This is a genomic window from Cylindrospermopsis sp. CR12 (assembly GCF_001432185.1).
Taxonomy (GTDB): domain Bacteria; phylum Cyanobacteriota; class Cyanobacteriia; order Cyanobacteriales; family Nostocaceae; genus Raphidiopsis; species Raphidiopsis raciborskii.
In genome coordinates, this window is sequence record NZ_LMVE01000043.1 from 72,365 (window position 1) to 92,464 (window position 20,100).

The following is a 20,100-nucleotide window of genomic DNA, read 5'->3' on the forward strand; positions in this document are numbered from 1 at the left end:
ACTTTTCTTAACAAATATCTAACAAACTTATTAGAGATTGTGCCGTTTGTTTGAAACCATTGACAAAATTCTAAAAGTGATTAACACTACTCAAGAGAGAAAGGATCTGGAGAATACTGGCTAAAGCTATGCTTCCAATCGTCTAGGATTGGGGATTAGATGATTCGGGAGCGGGTGGTTCAGGAGCGGGTGGTTCGGAAGTGGGTGATTCAGGAGCGGGTGGTTCAGGAGCGGGTGATTCAGGAGCGGGTGGTTCAGGAGTGGGTGACGGGGATATTTTAGTATTTACAGAGGGGTTTTTAAAAACCACTTGCTGAACCTTGACTATAAGACCATTAAACGGCCTAATAATTAATGATGGTAGCTGTTGCAGCTTTTCCAGTAAAGATATCTTAGATACTGGTTGCTGAATCCCCTTAATCTCCGGTTGTGCAGTGGGAACTGACGTTGGCTTTCCCTTGGAGACAAGTTGACCACGCAAAGAAAGAGTTTGCCCACCAAACCATAACAAAAGTGACACACTAGCTACATGACCCAGTAATAGACCCCCGGTAATGCGGGATGCAAAAACCCATAATACCAAAGCATAAAACAAACCAACCCCGCTCCAAATAAAATCGTTTTTGCGGTGAATTTCCGGGAAAAAGAAAGCACTGGCGTAAATAGTTAAACTGGCAATTGCCACTACCAACGATAGAATATAAACAAGCATATTTTGCAACTCCTGTCCTATAAGTTTTATCTGTTCGGGAAAATACAAATCAAAATCAGATTCTAGAGTTTAGTAGTTATGGTTTATTGTCTTACACATCAACTCTTAATGTCTTCTTTAGAAGTGAACCGAAAATCTCGGATTACCCTTAAAGATGAAAGCATCTGCAAGAGTTAGCCAAACCCAAAAACAACTATGACACTACAAAGCTTTGGCGTAATTGGATTAGCCGTTATGGGCGAAAATATTGCCCTCAATGTCGAGCGTAATGGCTTTCCAATTGCAGTTTACAACAGATCTAGAGAAAAAACAGATGCGTTTATGTCAAACCGAGCTGGTGGCAGAAACGTTAAGGCAGCCTTTACCCTAGAAGAATTTGTTGCTTCACTGGAACGTCCTCGTAAAATCTTAGTAATGGTACAAGCTGGCAAACCTGTTGATGCAGTTATTCAACAGCTGAAACCATTACTTCAAGAAGGAGACATCATTATTGATGGTGGTAACTCTTGGTTTGAAGATACGGAAAGACGTACCCAAGAATTAGAACCCACTGGTTTACGCTACATTGGTATGGGTGTAAGTGGTGGTGAAGAGGGAGCATTGAATGGTCCCTCACTCATGCCAGGTGGTACAAAAAGTTCTTATGAGTATCTCTCACCAATTTTTAACAGAATCGCTGCACAAGTTGATGATGGTCCCTGTGTGACTTATATTGGGCCCGGTGGTTCTGGTCACTACGTGAAAATGGTTCATAATGGGATTGAGTATGGCGACATGCAGTTAATTGCAGAGGCTTATGATTTACTCAAGAACGTTGGTGGACTAGATGCTACCCAACTGCATCAGGTATTTACAGAGTGGAATCAAACAGACGAGCTGAACTCATTTTTGATTGAGATTACAGCCAATATTTTCCCCTACGTTGATCCTGGGACTAAACAACCCTTAGTAGATTTAATTGTTGATGCTGCAGGGCAAAAAGGTACTGGTCGTTGGACCGTGCAAACTGCTTTAGAGTTAGGGGTTGCTATTCCTACAATTACTGCTGCGGTGAATTCTCGAATTATTTCCTCTATTAGGGAGGAGAGAATTGCTGCATCTAAACAATTAACAGGTCCTGTTCCCACTCAATTTAAAGACACGAGAACCTTTGTGAACATGGTGCGGGATGCACTTTATTGTTCTAAAATTTGTTCTTATGCTCAGGGTATGGCATTAATTTCCACTGCTTCTAAGACCTATAATTGGGGTCTGAATTTGGGTGAAATGGCTCGAATTTGGAAAGGTGGTTGTATTATTCGTGCTGGTTTCTTGAATAAGATTAAGAAAGCATTTGACGAAAATCCCGCATTACCTAACTTGTTGTTAGCACCTGAATTTAAGCAAACAATTCTGGATAGACAGTCTGCATGGCGGGAAATTATTGTCACAGCTGCTAAGACGGGTATTCCTGTTCCTGCTTTTAGTGCTTCTCTGGATTATTTTGATAGCTACCGTCGGGAGAGATTACCTCAAAACTTAACCCAAGCTCAACGGGATTATTTTGGCGCTCATACTTACAAACGGGTTGATATAGAAGGAACTTTCCATACTGAGTGGGTTCCTATTGCTGAAGCTAAGAAGTAATTCTTGGGAAGTTGACTTTGATTTTGAGCATTTCTAAAGTTTTGTGGGCGGTGAAAAACCCGCCCTTTTTTATAGGATTTTTCCCATGTTGATTATTAACCATTATCTAGGAACTTAGATTTTATTTCTGCTAGTTCTTGATCTATGACATCTGGAATATGGGGTTGATTGGATGTGGGTGGTTTTGGTGGACTAATTATAGTGGTGGGAATATTGACAGTATTTTTGATAGAAATAGAGCTGGGTGTTGAAATAGACTGTAATTTTAAATCTTCTATTACATCTGTAACGGTTTGATAGCGTTGACTGGGAATGATGGCTATCATTTTATCTATTATTTGCCCTAAATCATCAGTTATGGGGGTTTTTAAAAACTTTCTCCATATCCATGTAGCTTCATGACTATAATAACAGTCAAAAGGCGATCGCCTGGTTAACAGATTAATACAGGTCACGCCCAGTCCATAAATGTCGCTGGCAAATATTGCTTTTCCGCGCATTTGTTCTGGCGCGACATATTCAGGAGTGCCAATGCTCGTCCCTGTAAGATTTCTGGTTTCTCCTACATTTAATTTTGCTGCTCCGAAGTCAACTATAACCAGTTTATTATCACTAGTGCGACGAATAATATTTTCTGGTTTAATATCTCGATGAATTACCTGGTGGTGATGGCAAAATTGCAAAACCGGTAATAAATCAATGAGTAACTGTCGAATTTTGTCTTCTGTAAATGCACCATTTTGCACCAGTTCCTGTGCTAAATTCAACCCGTTAATAAATTCCTGAACTAAATATTGTCTATCCTCATGAGTGCAATAAGCCAACAGTTCTGGGATTTGAGGATGGGTTCCTAGTTCGTCTAAGCGAATAGCCTCTTGATTAAATAGTTGTATTGCTTTTTGGAGTGTGTCCTTGCCTGATGATTGAGTATAGAATTGTTTAATTACGCAAAATGGTTTTGAAGGTTTATCCTCATCCACTGCTAAAAAGGTTCTACCAAATCCTCCTTGTCCAATGAGTTTAATTGAGCGATAGCGCTCTTTTAGAAGTAGATTGGCACCACAATTTAGGCAATAATTAACACCTTCTGGGTTTGCGGGTTGATCACAGTGGGGATTGAAACAGTAATTCATGTTTACTTCTTTAAATATTTAACTGATCTTAAATCTTAAGTAATTTGGATTATCTACGGGATGTAGGTGACAGATTCCATCAATTCATGATATTCTACGGTACATACTAGTAATTTTAGTAGATTAGGGGGATATCTGAATGTTGAAAACAACTATTTTCCAAGGTTTGCTACCATCAGTGCAAACCGTGGCCAAACTGTCCGCTGTTGCGATGAGTGCTAGTTTATTTATCAGTGGTTGTGCTAATGAAACTAACAATAGCGGAGCCAATACATCTCCCACATCGGAAGCAAGTGCTGAAAATAAAGCCAGTAATACTGCTGGAGCGCTGAGAATCGGTTTTCAAAAATCAGCGACCGTTCTTTTTTCTCTCAAAGGTAAGGGAACCTTAGAAAATGTTTTCAAGGAGAAAGGGAAAACAGTCACATGGTCCGAGTTTCCTGCAGGATTACCAATGGTAGAAGCATTAAATGCTGGTGCCATAGATGTAGCATACGTGGGTGAAGCACCTCCTGTTTTTGCTCAAGCAGCAAAAGGCTCAACAGTGCGATATGTTGCCTATGATCCATACGGTGTTGAAGCTGAAGGTATTGTTGTTCACAAAGACTCCCCTATTCGTAGCATTGCTGATCTCAAAGGTAAAAAACTAGCGGTACAGAAAGGAGCCAATGCCCACTACTTAGCGGTAAAAGCAATAGAGTCCGTAGGTTTAAAAATTACCGATGTGCAGTTTTCCTTTGTTAAACCATCGGATGCTAGAGCAGCTTTTGAGAAGAAGAATGTTGACGCTTGGTCGGTTTGGGATCCTTATTTAGCAGCTATTGAAACGGAAGGTGCAAGACTACTAACCAATGCCAAGGGATTAGCTCCCAACCGTGGGTACTATCTTTCTTCCCAGGAATTTATAGACAAAAACACTGAGACACTGAATACACTTTTGGCTGAATTAAAAAAGGAGAGTGAATACGCTAAGAAAAACCCTGCTGAAATTGCGAAGTTTCTTTCTCCAGCTATTGGTGTGGATGCAGCTGTCCTAGAAAAAGCTGAAAGACGACGTGATTATGGTATTTTTCCCCTGACGGAAGAAGTAATTGCCAAACAACAGAATATTGCTGATACCTTTGCCAAACTCAAATTAATTCCCGAGCCAATTGTAGTTAAACAAGCAGTTTGGGATTGGAAAGAACAAGGCCAGGCAAAAACTCCATAAGAGTTAACTCAATGTCAGCACAAGTCCCCCGATAAATCGGGGGTAGTGTCTTTAATTATTCAACTATTCGCAGTTATTCAGTTATTATGTCCATCTTTGACAGTATAAATACCAAAAGAGTAATCACTGATGTTTTGGTTATCGGTGGTGGTACTGCAGGTACAATGGCGGGAATTAAAGCAAAGCAGGCAAATCCTCAACGGGATGTGTTAATTCTAGAAAAAGCTAATATTCGTCGCAGTGGTGCTATTGCCATGGGTATGGATGGTGTAAATACGGCGGTCATTCCCGGAAATTCTACTCCTGAGCAGTATGTGCGTGAAATCACCATAGCTAATGATGGTATTGTTGAGCAACAGACAGTTTACCAAACAGGTAAGCTGGGTTTTGAGGTGATCCAGGAATTAGAAACTTGGGGAGTAAAGTTCCAAAAGACACCTCAAGGAGAATATGATCTTAAACAGGTGCATCGTGTGGGAAAATATGTCTTACCAATGCCAGAAGGTAAAGATCTCAAGACAATTTTGGCCCGACAGGTGAAGCGTCACGGTGTACGAGTGACTAATCGAGTTATGTCCACTAAGGTATTAGTGGAAGATGGTCGAGCAATAGGAGCAGTTGGTTTTGATGTACGCAGTGGCGATTTTGTTGTTATTCAGGCTAAAGCGGTAATTTTATCCACCGGTGCAGCAGGAAGATTAGGTTTGCCAGCTTCTGGCTATCTTTATGGAACCTATGAGAATCCCACTAATGCAGGTGATGGTTACTCCATGGCTTATCATGCAGGTGCAGAACTCTCTAATATTGAATGTTTTCAAATTAATCCTTTGATTAAGGACTATAATGGACCTGCATGTGCATACGTAGCTGGTCCATTTGGTGCACACACAGTTAATGCTCAGGGACATCGCTTTATCAGTTGTGATTACTGGAGTGGTCAGATGATGTTAGAGGTGTGGAAAGAGTTAAACTCTGGCAAAGGTCCAATACAACTGAAGATGACTCATCTTGATGGGGATACAATTGCTGAAATTGAGCGCATTCTTTGGTCAAATGAACGTCCCAGCAGAGAACGTTTTCATCTCGGGAGAGGGGAAAACTATCGAACCCATGGCATAGAAATGAATATTTCCGAAATAGGGCTATGTAGTGGTCATAGTGCATCCGGTGTGTGGGTTAATGAACGTGCTGAAACTACTGTTAAGGGATTATATGCGGCCGGTGATATGGCAAATGTTCCTCATAACTATATGATTGGTGCGTTTGTATATGGCAGAATTGCTGGGATTGAAGCTGGGAAATACAGTGAAAGTATTGAATTTGTTGAACCTAGTCTTGAGTTTTTGACAGCGGAGAAAATAAGAATTTATTCTCATTTAACACGACCTGGTGGTATTCCTCATACTCAAGTGGAATATAAGTTACGTCGTTTGGTTAATGACTATTTACAACCACCAAAATCTGCCAATAAGATGGAAATTGGATTGCGTTTGTTTGAGGAGTATCATCAAACTCTTGACATGATGGGAGCTTGCGATCCGCACGAGTTGATGCGCTGTATGGAAGTACATTTTATCCGTGACTGTGCGGAAATGGCTGCACGAGCTTCCTTATTTCGTAAGGAGACAAGATGGGGACTTTATCATTATCGTTTGGATTATCCGGAGAAAAATAATTATGAGTGGTTTTGTCATGTGAACTTGAAGAAAGATGATTCGGCACAAATGAGGTTGTTTAAGCGTCCTGTGTCTCCTTATTTTGTGCAGGTAGATATTGATAAAGATATCTATAATGTGGCAATGGAAAATCATATCCGTACTAATTAAATAGCAAGGTTAAATTTATGGCTTTAATTAACCAACGTGTCGATGCCCCTGTAATTGTGGATGAATCAAAATGTTTATCAAAATGTACTGCTTGTATTGAGGTTTGTCCTCTTGATGTCTTGGCTAAAAACCCTGAAACTGGTAAGGCGTATATGAAATATGATGAATGTTGGTTTTGTCTACCCTGTGAAAAAGAATGTCCTACTAATGCCATTACTGTACAAATCCCTTTTTTATTAAGATAGTAGTTTTTATGCCTACGACCAGCAATCCTGAATTACAGGAATGGATAGAATTATTACAATCACCAGATTTGAGCGATCGCCTGGTGGCAATTAAAACGCTCCAACACTTGGGTGATGAACAGGTAATTGATGTGATTTTGGCAGCGCTTAATGATGAGAGTGCTGCTGTGCAAAAAATAGCGATCGCCACCCTATGGGAATTGGCAGATCCCCAAGCAGTTCCTCACCTAATTCCCCATCTTGGCTCAGCAGATGAGGAAATTCGTACAATTACGCTATCAGCTTTAGGTGAGTTAGTCTCTCAGGACTCACTATTGCTTTTGCTGGATGCTTTACAGATAAATAGTGTACATCATGATGTACCTAATATATTTATTCAGCGCAACATTTTGATTCTCCTCCGTAAAATCCATGATGCCCAGTGTTTACCTTATTTACTGCCATTTCTGGAATCAGATCATGCTGAATTAAGAGAAGCTGCAATTACCACCTTACGCTATCTTAATCAAGTTAAAACTATTCCCAATGCAATAGGTTTACTAAAAGACCCGATTGATTTTGTCCGTCGTGAAGCTGCTTTAACCTTAGGACACTTTACCGATGTCAAAGTTATTTCTAGTCTTATCAAAGCTCTAAAGGAAGATCCAGATTGGCAAGTGCGACGTAATGTGACAAAATCTCTGGCAATTCATGGAAATGATGGAGCTATTCCAGCACTAATTGAGGCGATCGCAGATGAACATTGGCAAGTAAGACGCTTTGCAGCTCAAGCCTTACAAAAGATTTTTCAAACTGTTAAGACTGAAATTGCTATTCCTGCTTTGATTAGGGCGCTTGCTGATGAGTATGCTGATGTTAGGAAAGATGTAGTTATGGCCTTAGCTACTCTTGGCAGTCCCTTGGCGATCGCTCCTTTAAAACAAATGCTGGATGATCCTGATCGAGAAGTTAGCATTCAAGCAAAAGGAGCAATTGAAAAAATAACTATTCACGAAGAAATCAAAGAAATCCATGACTATTGATCAGGTAGATATCCGCAAATCCGAGGTTATTCAACTCCTCAAACAGATTAATGTGCCAATTCTAAATAATAACCTAGTGAGTTTAGGGATGGTGAGAAATCTGAGAATTATTGATGATTATGTGTACTTACGTCTCTATCTTGGGTCTTGTGAACTGGATCTAAAAGAAGAGGTAAGGACGAAACTCTCCCAACTAGGATGGTGCAAGAAAACCTATATAGAAATACGCACCATCTCCCAGGTTCGCAGAACCATAGGTATTTCTAGCGGTAAAGGAGGAGTGGGTAAATCCACCGTTGCTGTTAATCTCGCAGCTGCATTGAGTTTATCAGGTGCAAAAGTCGGTTTATTAGATGCAGATGTATACGGACCGAATATACCACAAATGATGGGACTAGGACATTCGGAGATTATTGTAACTGATACTGCTGATGGTCAAAGATTTATTCCCTTAGAAGCTCATGGCATAAAGCTGATGTCAGTAGGCTTATTAGCAGAACCGGATCATCCTCTAGCTTGGCGCGGTCCTGTTTTGCATAAGATTATTAACCAATTTATTCATCAGGTTGAATGGGGAGAAATGGATTATTTACTGATTGATTTACCTCCAGGTACGGGAGACGCCCAGATTACAATCGTTCAAGAAAGTCCCATTTGTGGCGTGATTCTAGTAACAACTCCCCAACAAGTGGCGATCGCGGATGTGCGACGGAGTGTATACATGTTTCGTCAGGTAGGTGTGCCTGTTTTGGGGATTATTGAGAACATGAGCTATTTACTGAATGAAAATGTAGACAGTTTCCAAGCTCCCCAATACATCTTTGGGAAAGACGGTGGTAAACTCTTGTCAGAAGAACTAGAAGCACCTTTACTGGGACAAATTCCCATTCATCAGCGTATTTGTGAGAGTGGCGATCGCGGATTGCCAATTGTTTTAGGCGATCGCCACTTTTTACCCAGTCGAATTTTGGAACAAATAGCCCAAGGTCTGAGGAAAACATTTAACAACTTATAATACTAAATTCACAAAATCTTCATCCTTGAGCATTTTTCCTATGTTAAGCTAACCAGCATTAGGATAAATAAAATACGAAATCAGCTAACCAGATCATCGGTGATATCTACACTTGCTCCTGAGTAATTGAGCTTCTACCAGGTCTTAGAGACTTTTGGTAGAAGCACTTCATTCTTGCGTTCAAAAAATAGTGAGGTTTAACAGATGGTTGCTTCCGTAAGAAAAACAGTTCGTGATCTTGTTTTTAAAAACCGACAACTGGCACAGTTATACTACTCCCTAAGTTTAACCCAACCTGTTTTACCACACTGGGTTGGTAATGACTTCTATCGCATCAAATCTTCCTGGGGACTGCAACCTCATTTGTGTCCATGTGACCTGGAACTAATTGAGTATCTACAAAAGGATGATATTCAGGATCAAACAATCTTTCATTTTGGTACAGGATCTCATCATATACTGGGATTGGAAAATCAAAAGTTAGCAAAACCCAATGAAATTATTGGCATTACTGCTTCAATTCCCGAACATGAAGCGTACGTAGAAATGTGTCGTAAAAACCGCCATTTGGCTAAATTCTATAAGGTACTGTGCACAGATATCTACACTCTTAATGACCGTTCCCTACCCATGTTAGATGTGGTAGCACTCTTTCATATTGGTGAATTTTATCTTCCTGAAGATGCTCCCTTTATTCATCACAATGATGAATCCATGGTGGATTTATTCCTCAGAAAAATGAATCCTAATGGAAAAATTCTCTTCTACACCAAATCCGTCGGTTATAGTAAAGCGGAGGAAATCATCAAATCCTTTACAGCACAAGGAAAAATTCACCTAGTTGAAGAATTCAAAACTCTTTTAGTTTACGCTAAAAATAACCCTTAATAGGGATTAAAAGCCAGAAGCTTAATCAGGATCCCCAGATCCCTTTTCCCTTCTTCTGGGTATGTCATAAACCATAAAATCATGAGCCATGATGGTATTAGGAAAAATTGCACGAGCTTCTTTAAGTAAATCTTTCAACTCAATGTCATTTCCCGGAGTATATCTGGGACTAAAATGGGTCATAATCAGTTGATTTACTCCAGCCACATAAGCTGTTTGTGCTGCCATTGTACTGGTAGAATGTAGTCTTTGGAAAGCCATTTCCGCATCTTGATGGGCAAAAGTAGCTTCATGAATTAATACATCCGCATCCTCAGCTAATTTAACCGCACCATCACAATAAACAGTATCTGTACAATAGGCAAACTTACGTCCAATTTCCGTTGGACCACATAATTCCTTACCATTAATGATTCGACCATCTTCCAATTTGACAGTTTCCCCCCGTTTAAGTTTTCCATAAATTGGTCCAGAAGGTATTTGTAGGGCTTTAGCTTGTTCCACATCAAACCGCCCATATCTGTTTTTTTCCATTACACGATAACCAAAAGCAGTAATGCGGTGATGGAGCATTCCACAAGTGACAGTAAATTCCTCATCTTCGTAAATCACACCAGGTTGAACAGTATGGACTTTGATAGGATAGGAAAAATGGGTGTGGGAATAACGTGAAGCACCTTGCAGGTACTCATTTAATCCAGCAGGTCCATAGATATCAACCCGTTCCACATTACCAGCTAAACCACAACTAGCTAAAAGTCCCATCAAGCCAAAAATGTGGTCACCATGGAGATGGGTGATAAAAATGCGTGACAGTTGACTAATTTTCAGGTCACTGCGCAAAATTTGATGTTGTGTACCTTCACCACAGTCAAATAACCAGAGTTCTGCGCGTTGAGGTAGTCTCAGCGCGACACTGGAAACATTACGTGATCTTGTGGGTACACCAGAACTTGTCCCTAAAAATGTGATCTGCACAGTGTTTTTTAGCCTTCCTTTGAGTCAAAGTTCTACACTCAGCTATTATATTCTCAATATAGCTAAGTTTGATGACTCCCAACCACAGAACTTGTGGGCCAGGATAATTCACAAATAGTTCCTTGGGGATGTTGGGGAATTCTCTGAAATTTACCTTGAATTTGTTGAGCTAAATATTTGAACTGCTTTGTCCCCTCTCCTTCTTTACATGAGTTCACACCTAAACCATCATCGACAATACTAAGTGTGTACCAACCCATAGATGAGAGACCAGTAACTTTAAGACAGGTTACTCCATTTGCATATTTACCCACATTACATAGTGATTCTTCCAAGAAACGACAAATTCCCCGTTTATGTTCCAGGGTTAACCCAGTTTCATCCAGTGGGTCAAAACTGCGGACTTTTAATTTGATAGTTTGAAAACAGGAGAAATTTCGTTCTAGGGTATGGGTATAGACCTGATAGAGGATTTCTGGTAGGGGAGCTTCTAAATTAATGACTAGATTTTTATCTAGGTAGAGGTTAGTGTGTGGAGAGATAGTTTCTCGGTGCCAAAATTCATAGATTCCTCTGAGTTCTTGGTTTAATTTTTCCAGTTCTGTGGTTAATTCTGGAATTGTGGTTTTCATTAATGTATGTGGGGAGAATTCTTGCTGATTGACTTGATTGAGTATTCTTAAAATTCTATCTAGGGTTTGTAGGGGACCATTATGGATGGTTTCAAAAATAATCTCAATGATTGTTTGTCTGGATTTAACTTCTGATTTTAGGTTTTTATCTTTGTGCTGTAGTATTATCAATTCCAGAAGATTGGCAATAATAATATAAACTGCCAAAACAGGAGAGTTTAAATAATGCCAATTTACTATTAGATAAGTAATACTCAGTAAATTAAAAATTGCCAAATAACTGAGAATCTGTTTTTGGTAAATGTTAGATATATAGTTTGATAAATGATTGATTGGTAAAAATGCCCTAATCTTTTTCCAAGGTTTAGACTGCATAATTTTAGCCCTTGATCATAGTCGGTTTTTTCTTCCCCACTTCCTGTTATCGACTAATCAATCAGTCCTTCCTCCCTAGCTTGTTTCTCCGTTTGAATACGAATATTTTTACCGACTTCTGGATAGACATTGAGAGCATCTTGTAACTTATTCCAATAATGACGTACCATTCGTTCAGACACACACATTTCTTGAGCAATGGCTTTATCTTGTAATCCCCGTTCAAAAGCTAAATATAAAACTTTTAACCACTCTGGTTTTACCTCCGTTCCCGAGTTAATTCCCTTAATATCCTTAGTATGAGTTAGTCCTTGTAATGCCCAATCAACCCTGGTCAACATATCCTGAATAGAAACACTTTTATTAGCAATGGTAAAACCTCCTTGATGACTCTCAATATCTAACCGAATTCGCACTAGGGTTTTGCTGTGGGCACTTTGAACAACAATATTCAGATGGGGATGTTGTTTCATCAAGGTCTTTAGTAGTTGAATACCATTATCAGTGCGAGCAGTCATTCCCTGTTTCTCAGGTATGGAAAGATCCATAACTATGAGATCTGGTTGTCTATTAGTTACCTGTTCCACAGTTGTTTGCACATCCGTTGCAGTTATAAATTCAGCACTGGGATAGTTTTTTTGCAAAATGTAAATCGTCCCGTTGAGAACCGATTCGTGGTCATCAATAACTAAGATCTTCAGCAGTTTATTAGTGGATGAGTCAGTTAACTGATTAGGTGATAAATGTTGCATTTGATGTTGCATTCTCAACATTAAGAAATGGTGAACCTTTACCTAATAAATTGTATGGATTCTGTTTAGTTGGGGATGAGGTATTTAACCCCTCATGGGAAAAATTCCTGAACTGTGGAGAAAGATTTAGAACCTATTCTGCTAGTCAGAAAGCTAAGATCTGAATTTTGATTCTGTTAATTTATCTGGATTTACCTCAATTCACCAGCAAAAAAACCAGGCTATTTTGTAGTTACCTTTGTAATTGACTATATGATAAAAACATTTACCAGAAATTAAAAATTCCCAGCTACTACTGAGATATTTTAATTCCGGTAACCCAGAATAAAATAACAAAGTAGAAATATCGGGATAAATAATTTCCAGAGTTAATTCCCGAATATTTTTCCGGTCTTTCAAATTTATATAAATTGACAGAGGATCGGAAAAAGTTGGTACAGTTATAGACATTAATTCCTGAAGAGTTCTTAAAGTCAGCAGACTAAATTGTGCTGACTCCTTCCTCCAAGAACTAGGCATGTCAAAATCAACTGATATGTGAGGATGAGCAAGAAAACAAGAATCTACCAAACACTGAATGGATAAAGGTAGACTCTCTTCAATATAAATTGGAAACAGGCGATCGCTTAACTCAACCAGGGAGTGATGAAAGTTTTCTACCCTGTTGATATGTTCAGAAATTGAAGTATTGAATGATTGGTTAGTTGATTGGTCTAGTGATTCATTATATGGCAAATAATCAGTTAGTAATTGAGAATTTATAGGATAAAAACCTGGGGATGGATAACCTATTACTTGGTTATTTAATAAATCACAATGTTGAATTTTCAATGCTTCCAAACCGCGACGGATAGTAAAAGACTCCTGCAACAGATCATCTCGAATTTTTTCCGATTCCCCATATAACTTTATAGATTGTTTATAGAACAACCAATTTAATGCTAGTTTGACCTTTTTGAGACCCATGAGCTACACCCATTTTTCTAGTCTATTGTCCATTCCCTACCTGACAAAAATTACAAATCAGTAATTAACCTTGCTTTCCTGAACATAAATTCCAGAGCAGTTTCCTGTTTAGAAATAATATCAGCTTTCACCTCCATTCCCGATTGGAGATAACATTGATGTCGACCATGACCAAATTGTAAACTTGCTGGTTTAACCGTAGCTTCAAAATAACCATTCCCCATCCTATTAGTCGTTCCTTGATTATTAGATTGATTGGTAATCACATCAGGAGAAATAGTTTGAACCACCCCCTGGAGTGTTCCATAATCAGGATAGGGACAAGCACCAACCCGTAACTGAACTTGTTGACCTATATTGACCTTTTGAATTTCCTCAGTAGGAATTAAAGCTCTAATTAACAGATCCGAACTATCAGGTACAATTTCCGCTATAGATTCACTGGGACGGATCACCTGTCCCGGATTGCGTAAATTGAGTTTGAGAATAATACCATTACTCGTAGCTAAAATCATACTTTTACGCATCTGATTTTCTACCTGCTCTAATTCCTTAATAGATTGTTTAATCTGAGTTTCTAATTGAACTCGACGCTCAATTAAAGCTTGTTTTTCCTTATTGAGACTAGCAATATTAGACACACCCCTAGCAGTTTCTTGAGCGATACGTTCCTGTGCTATCATCACTGCTGCTGGGGTTGGATTAATAGCAACTTGAGCTGACTGAACCTTAATTTTAGCCATTTCCAGAGATTTCCTTTCAGTATCCAGGATTGACTGTGTTTGCTGAACAGTCAAAGCTTTTTGCTCCAATTCCCGTCTACCCACAGCTCCAATTTGGGAGAGTTCCTGATAGCGTTCCTTATCCATTTTGGCAAAACTCAGATCTGCTCGAGCTTTATCTAAAGAAGCTTTAGCCTTTTGCCAATTAGCTTGAGCGGCTAAAAATTCACCCTGGGTGCTAACCTGCTGTTCTTGATATTCCCTTTGATTACGTAACAAATCCACCCTTGCGGAAGTAATAGCATTTTGAGCAACTTGAGTTTCAGCCAAAATTTGCCGATCTAAAATACGAATTTGGGCATAAACTTGCGATATTTGTAAATTACCCTGTTGGATATTACCTTGTAACTGACTTTTTTTGATAAGCAAATCATCCGTATTTAAATAGGCAATTACATCACCTATTTTCACCGTTTGATTTGGTTTGACCAAAATACTTTTAATAGTTCCCTCTACTTCCGGTTGAACTACACGAACTTCCCCTATAGGACGAACCACAGCATCCACTTTTACCGTGACGTTATATTTCACCCAAGAAGCAAGAGCAATAGCACTAGTAACAGTACCAATTAGGAATATTCCTGCTAAAGAAGTCCAACGACTAACAGGAGGGAGGAACTGGGGATTATCCACAGAAGATATGAGTTTAGGTCGATGAGTATAAAACATACTGGGTAGATGGGGTGAAGGGTAATTGGGTAGGGATTAAGTTAAAGCAGAATAAAGTCTTGGTGTTCCCCTCGTCTGAATTTCAATTCTTCTAAAGATCCTTGGGATTGGAGTTTTCCTCCATCCAACATAATGACCCAATCAGCACGATTGATTACCTGGGGACGATGGGTGATTAAAATAGTAGTTTTTCCTTGACGATGTTCAAATAACTGATCTAAAACCTGTGCTTCACTGACCGGGTCTAGTCCCCCGGTAGACTCATCCAAAATTAGAATTGGTGGATCTGTAACAATAGCCCTAGCTATAGCTAATCGTTGTCTTTGACCACCGGAAATATTAGCACCAAATTCACCCAATATAGTTTGATATTTTGCGGGTAATTTACTGACAAATTCATCAGCACCAGCAATTTCACAAGCTCGGACAATCTGCTCAAAACTAACGTGAGGTGCGCCCAACCGAAAGTTTTCCACAATAGAACGACTCCAGAAATGGGGTTCCTGGGGAACTAGAATCACCTGTTGACGTAAAGATTCTAAAGACAAATCTTGTTGGTTATAGAGTCCAATGCGAATATTTCCAGATTGGATGGTATATAACCCAGCGATTAATTTAGCCAAGGTACTTTTACCACATCCTGACTTACCGATTAAAGCCACAACTTGACCACCGGGAATAGTTAAAGAAAAGTCTTCTAATAAGTCAAGTCTCCCAGCATAATGAAAGTTGATATTAGTGCAAGTGATTTTAGCATCATCAGCGATTTTAGCAAAAGGCTTTTTACCATCATAGTCACTTTCTGGAGTGGTATCTATCACTTCCGTCAGTCTTTGCACTGCTGTTTTGGCGCGGGTAAATTCCTGGACAAAACTAATAACAGTAGTTATGAGACCCAAGAAATTAGCATTCATCGAATTAAAAGCTAGTAATTGACCAATGCTGAGATTTTCACTAGGATTAATCACTAAATGACCACCAAACCAGAGGAGGATAATACTACCAATAGAGGAGATAAAGCCAGAAAAGGTATTATTAATAATACCAATTTGCATAGTGTCCAAAGTTAAATTAGCCAACTTGCTAAATCGAACTTGGAACTCTTCTAGGAATTGATTGCCAGCGGTAGTAGTTTTGAGAGTTAGAGCACCCTTGAAAGTTTCCACCAATACACCCTGATTTTCCGCATCTTTAACCAGTAGTTCCCGGGTTTTTTGCTGTAATTTAGGTTGAAACACCAAAGGGGTAATAGTCATAACCCCAGCAATTACCATAGCCACCAAAGTTAACTTCCAGCTATAAAAAGCCATCAGACCAAGAGAAATCAGAGCAATAAAAAATTTGCTAGGTAAACTGACAACTACTTGAGTAACCAACTGATTGATTTGCTTAATATCTTGGAGACGACTAGTAATTTCCCCACTGCGACGAGCTTCGTAATAGGACAGGGGTAAGTGCAAAATTTGTCTACCAAATTCCATCACCAGTCCCAATTGGAGACGTTGGGCAAAATGGGCGATTAAATTAGATTGCACCCAAGATAGACTACTGGAAATAAGATTCATCACAACCACAGCAATAACCATAGTTGTGAGTAATTTAGTATCACCCCGTACTAGCACATCATCAGTAAGAATTTGTAATAAAAAGGGGGAAGCTAGAGATAGCAGTCCTAATAATAAATTGAGCGGTAGAGCTTGGGCGAGAATTCCCCGAAAACTCCACACCTGTTTAAAGAAACGCCAAAAGCCACCTATTTTATCTTCTTCTGTTTTTAAAAACTCTTCTGGACTGGGTTCTAGCAATAGCATTAACCAATCATTCCAACCCTCTATAAAGTCTTCTTCACAGAGGTAACGTACCCCTGCTCCTGGGTCAGAGATTATATACTTTTCACCCTTTTTACCATAAAAAACCACCCAGTGATTTCCGTGCCAATGAATGATTGCTGGTAGGGGTGCTTCGTTTAATCTTTTGAGAATTTCTTGTGAAGTTCTGACTGTTGAAGCTTTAAAACCCAAGGTTTTAGCTCCTCTTTGTAGACCTAATAAGGTGGTACCGAATTGGCTAGTACCCACGGATTCTCGGATGCGAGTGATAGTGAAATTTTTGCCATAATATTTGGCGATCGCTGCTAAGCAAGCAGCGCCACAGTCTTCTTCACTGTGTTGAGAAATATGGGGGTATTTCATAATTATTCAATGTTGATCATGTTTGTGGGATATAATCCCATTGTTTTGGATTAGTAACAGATAGGGAGTATAGATTTTAGTGAGTAGTTTTCATAATAGGGTTTTTAAAAACCCAGGACATTAATAGTTTGTGTAGAAGTAGTTTCTGTTTTCAGAAAAAAGGATTGTGAGAACTTTTGATGGTAACGAAAAAATGTGGCATATTGATATGCCACAATATATAGATTGGTTATGATTGAGGACATAACAAACTGAGCTTAAAAGATTTTATTAAAGTAGAACGTAGGTTGGGTTGAAGAATGAAACCCAACACCCCCACAGGTTACCCTACCACTAAGTGGGCGAGTGGAATTAAACATAAGATGAACGTAGGTTGGGTTGAGGAACGAAACCCAACACCCCCACAGGTTACCCTACCACTAACCTATCCTACAAATAATTGTGCCTCCCTACTTAACAAACTGAGCTTAAAAGATTTTATTAAAGTTCAAAGAAATTGGAAGTAGAGTTTTCGGACTCATTGGAGGACATAAAATAATTAGAAGAACTAGATTTTAGAGTAGAATTAGATCTCACACCCCCCGCACCCGTCAATGTTACAGCTATAACCACAATTGCCTGTTCTGGAGTTAAGAAAGCACCACCATTAGCAATAAAAAATGCCGCCATGACGTAAGCTCCGCTCATAGCATCTCCACCAGTAACACTAGAAGCTTCCTCAGCAGAGAGTTCCGTGAATAAACATGATAGGTTATTTTCCATGACCATGACAATTGTGTTTTTTACACCATCATATTGAAAGGGTTTCAGGTTTTGAGATTTGAATGAAAAATCAATACCTGAAACCCAGACTTTAATCTCACTCAGAGAGATTTACTCAGATGACTCCAAGATACCAACTGAAATCAAGAGGAAGTAATTAGCGATCCAACTTAATCTTGATAGATGGTCTATTTCTTACTCTCTTTGATGAAGCGGTCCAGTAAAACTTTAGCGAAAATATGATGCTGGTAAAGACTTCATCAACAACTAATCCGTAATCGTTTGTTAGAAATAGGGAGATGTTAGTATGATGCTTGCAACAGCTTCAGCATAGCTTAACGCGCCGTCGTTTGCCAGGAATGTTACAAATGCCCAAGATCCTACGACAGCATTACCACCACTAACAACAGCAGACTGTTCACCAGAAACTTGAGCGAATAATGAGTTCTTTTCGATTACTTGCATGATACAATACTCCTTGATCTTGTGATTAGATTTGTTTTAAGCTAGAAGTTGATTGCTTCTTTGTAAGTCCCTCAACTGCTTGCTTGTTAATACAATATCCAGAAACCAATAGCCAGATCATTGATATTTCCAACCAACCTAATTACCAACTTGAGGAAAAACAACTTCTCAAAAATACATCCCCCCTTACTCACAAAAAATCCCCAACTTCCATGAAGAAATTGGGAACCTTATTTTTAAAAACTTGAGGTTGGCAATCTAATTTATAGCTTTAAGTAGGGAGGCACAATTATTTGTAGGATGGGTTAGCGGTAGCGTAACCCATGCGGGTGTTGGGTTTCATACTTCAACCCAACCTACGTTCATCTTATATTTAATTCCACCCACTTAGCTAGAACGCTTAGGAAAGAGTTTATAGGTAAAATTGAGTCTCAGGTAGGCGTTCTCGCAAACACCAATACCTGAAACCCAAATTCAATTACCTTTACTTAAAGATATCCGAGAATCCAATTTTCTAACTGTGGTAGTAAATTCTGAAAGTAATTTAGCACGTCATTAGGCACATTAACTATTTCCAAGAGACTACCACCATTTATACTAACAGATTCTCTATCTAAAACCTGGGTGAATAGCACGTTATTGTCGATTAAATTCATAGATAAACTATCCTTAATCTCAATTGAACGGTCACACCCTGATTCAAGCAATTAGGTTCCTAGATTCCTAATTGGTAACTCATACCATACACATAAACCAATAACCAGATCATTAGTCTTTTCAGTCAACTTAATTGCTACTTCCAGAACAGGGGATTTCCTAAAAATCCTTGGGGTTATATTTAACCACGTCTATACCAACACAATAAACATATAAATGTGACCTGAGTTGGGTTTCCTTCCCCAACCCAAGCTACAAAAAACTAGGGAAGGGATACCAGGGGGTCAGAAATTCCTATATTTTCCATTTATGCTTGACAAGTCGAAAAGATTTACAAATTTTATTAATTATTTTCTATAAACCCCTTGCATATCTGTTCAATTAGTTTTATACTTAAAAGTAAGGTGATCGGGCGGTTCGGCCAAGAATTCCAGATCACCTTACACCCCTTTCTCAGAGGTAATCAAATTATGACACAGACTAAGAATTTTATTGGCAATGTTAATGACACTACAGCAGTTGGCTCTACGGTACTTCCAGAAAGCGATCGCAGGGAACCATTAAAGCACCTGTTAATTGGATCGAAGAAGACTGTTATTAGTACAATTCACTATCTACATGTGCTTGGTTATGCCCATGCAACTGATTGGAGTGATCCGATACCGACTAGTAACCCAGGGGAGGTCATGAGTATTCTGGTAAGACAGATTCTGATTAATTGACCGGTTTATCTATGAATTAGAGGTAGGCGATCGCATTTCGCTCTCAATGGTGAGACAGGGAATTCATTCCCTGTCTGACACCAAAATTCTTTTTCAACGGATTGATCCAAACATACTCCTGTATTCCACCAATTATAATATGGAATATCGTCGAGCAAAAACACCAGGAGCGACCTAATTTATACTAGATTACTATTCTTCATACGGTAACACCAGTTCCCGCAATCATGGGACAACCCCCATGAAAAGTGCGATCGCTTTTTATCAAAGTGCCAATATTGACTTCTTTTAACATAAATTCCTTTGATATAGTCTCGTAGGTTGGGTTGAGGAACGAAACCCAACAAACCAACAGGGAGATACACACATACAGCACTTTCCACTTTCATGAAGTACATCATAACAAAAGAATCTGCTGTATAACCTTGAATAATTATATAGTCCCGTAGGTTGGGTTTTCTCAATCCAACC

At 39.1% G+C, this 20,100-nt stretch carries 20 protein-coding genes; 8 read left to right on the forward strand and 12 right to left on the reverse strand.

All coding sequences use genetic code 11. The annotated features are described in order from the left end of the window. Positions 1-142: 142 nt before the first annotated feature. Positions 143-712, reverse strand: coding sequence for a Ycf66 family protein (locus ASL19_RS06150; RefSeq protein WP_057177658.1), 570 nt, complete (start codon positions 710-712; stop codon positions 143-145). 195 nt (positions 713-907) lie between these two features. On the opposite strand from ASL19_RS06150, the gene gndA reads away from it, so the two are divergent. Beyond that, positions 908-2,338 carry an NADP-dependent phosphogluconate dehydrogenase gene (gene gndA / locus ASL19_RS06155; protein ID WP_057177659.1) on the forward strand — a complete coding sequence of 477 codons (1,431 nt, stop codon included), beginning with the start codon at positions 908-910 and terminating at the stop codon, positions 2,336-2,338. 95 nt (positions 2,339-2,433) lie between these two features. Here gndA and ASL19_RS06160 read toward each other — a convergent pair whose 3' ends face one another. Further along, the gene (locus ASL19_RS06160) at positions 2,434-3,471 is read right to left on the reverse strand and encodes a serine/threonine-protein kinase (protein ID WP_057177660.1); all 1,038 of its coding nucleotides are present in this window, start codon (positions 3,469-3,471) and stop codon (positions 2,434-2,436) included. Between the two features lie 139 nt (positions 3,472-3,610). Between ASL19_RS06160 and ASL19_RS06165 the strand changes: the two genes are divergently transcribed. The 6 genes from ASL19_RS06165 to ASL19_RS06190 all read left to right on the forward strand — a co-directional run bounded on the left by ASL19_RS06165 (position 3,611) and on the right by ASL19_RS06190 (position 9,677). Continuing rightward, positions 3,611-4,681 (forward strand): aliphatic sulfonate ABC transporter substrate-binding protein, encoded by a 1,071-nt coding sequence (locus tag ASL19_RS06165; protein WP_057177661.1) that lies wholly within the window; start codon positions 3,611-3,613, stop codon positions 4,679-4,681. Positions 4,682-4,767: 86 nt separating this feature from the next. After that, positions 4,768-6,507: a fumarate reductase/succinate dehydrogenase flavoprotein subunit gene (locus tag ASL19_RS06170; protein ID WP_057177662.1), complete on the forward strand. Its 1,740-nt coding sequence runs from the start codon at positions 4,768-4,770 to the stop codon at positions 6,505-6,507. A gap of 17 nt (positions 6,508-6,524) precedes the next feature. Further along, positions 6,525-6,752, forward strand: a complete 228-nt coding sequence (locus ASL19_RS06175) for a ferredoxin family protein (protein ID WP_057177663.1) — start codon at positions 6,525-6,527, stop codon at positions 6,750-6,752. Between the two features lie 8 nt (positions 6,753-6,760). Continuing rightward, a complete protein-coding gene (locus ASL19_RS06180; protein WP_057177664.1) occupies positions 6,761-7,774 on the forward strand; it encodes a HEAT repeat domain-containing protein in 1,014 nt (337 codons plus the stop codon). After that, complete coding sequence (locus tag ASL19_RS06185; RefSeq protein ID WP_057177665.1) at positions 7,764-8,789, forward strand: Mrp/NBP35 family ATP-binding protein; 1,026 nt, start codon at positions 7,764-7,766, stop codon at positions 8,787-8,789. Before ASL19_RS06180 ends, ASL19_RS06185 begins: the two co-directional genes overlap by 11 nt. A gap of 204 nt (positions 8,790-8,993) precedes the next feature. Further along, positions 8,994-9,677, forward strand: a complete 684-nt coding sequence (locus tag ASL19_RS06190) for a hypothetical protein (protein ID WP_006276224.1) — start codon at positions 8,994-8,996, stop codon at positions 9,675-9,677. Positions 9,678-9,698: 21 nt separating this feature from the next. On the opposite strand, the gene ASL19_RS06195 is transcribed toward ASL19_RS06190, so the two are convergent. The 9 genes from ASL19_RS06195 to ASL19_RS18150 form a co-directional block, all read right to left on the reverse strand. After that, on the reverse strand, positions 9,699-10,655 hold the full coding sequence (locus ASL19_RS06195; protein ID WP_057177666.1) for a ribonuclease Z: 957 nt from the start codon (positions 10,653-10,655) through the stop codon (positions 9,699-9,701). 62 nt (positions 10,656-10,717) lie between these two features. Next, a complete protein-coding gene (locus ASL19_RS06200; RefSeq protein WP_057177667.1) occupies positions 10,718-11,662 on the reverse strand; it encodes a hypothetical protein in 945 nt (314 codons plus the stop codon). A 53-nt stretch (positions 11,663-11,715) separates the two neighbouring features. Beyond that, a complete protein-coding gene (locus ASL19_RS06205) occupies positions 11,716-12,426 on the reverse strand; it encodes a response regulator transcription factor (RefSeq protein ID WP_235528937.1) in 711 nt (236 codons plus the stop codon). Positions 12,427-12,615: 189 nt separating this feature from the next. Continuing rightward, the gene (locus tag ASL19_RS06210; RefSeq protein WP_057177668.1) at positions 12,616-13,380 is read right to left on the reverse strand and encodes a hypothetical protein; all 765 of its coding nucleotides are present in this window, start codon (positions 13,378-13,380) and stop codon (positions 12,616-12,618) included. A gap of 50 nt (positions 13,381-13,430) precedes the next feature. Continuing rightward, on the reverse strand, positions 13,431-14,831 hold the full coding sequence (locus tag ASL19_RS06215) for an HlyD family secretion protein (protein ID WP_057177669.1): 1,401 nt from the start codon (positions 14,829-14,831) through the stop codon (positions 13,431-13,433). Positions 14,832-14,872: 41 nt separating this feature from the next. Then, complete coding sequence (locus ASL19_RS06220) at positions 14,873-17,023, reverse strand: peptidase domain-containing ABC transporter (protein ID WP_057177670.1); 2,151 nt, start codon at positions 17,021-17,023, stop codon at positions 14,873-14,875. A gap of 480 nt (positions 17,024-17,503) precedes the next feature. Then, entirely contained in the window at positions 17,504-17,791 is a 288-nt protein-coding gene (locus tag ASL19_RS06230) for a hypothetical protein (RefSeq protein ID WP_057177672.1), read from the reverse strand. A gap of 279 nt (positions 17,792-18,070) precedes the next feature. Then, complete coding sequence (locus tag ASL19_RS06235) at positions 18,071-18,250, reverse strand: hypothetical protein (RefSeq protein WP_057177673.1); 180 nt, start codon at positions 18,248-18,250, stop codon at positions 18,071-18,073. A 488-nt stretch (positions 18,251-18,738) separates the two neighbouring features. Continuing rightward, entirely contained in the window at positions 18,739-18,906 is a 168-nt protein-coding gene (locus ASL19_RS18150) for a hypothetical protein (RefSeq protein WP_167379299.1), read from the reverse strand. Positions 18,907-19,377: 471 nt separating this feature from the next. Between ASL19_RS18150 and ASL19_RS06240 the strand changes: the two genes are divergently transcribed. Beyond that, a complete protein-coding gene (locus ASL19_RS06240) occupies positions 19,378-19,629 on the forward strand; it encodes a hypothetical protein (RefSeq protein WP_057177674.1) in 252 nt (83 codons plus the stop codon). A gap of 179 nt (positions 19,630-19,808) precedes the next feature. Here the strand turns inward: ASL19_RS06240 and ASL19_RS18525 are convergent. After that, positions 19,809-20,100 (reverse strand): hypothetical protein (locus ASL19_RS18525; RefSeq protein WP_235528938.1); only part of this gene is annotated, 292 nt, incomplete at its 5' end.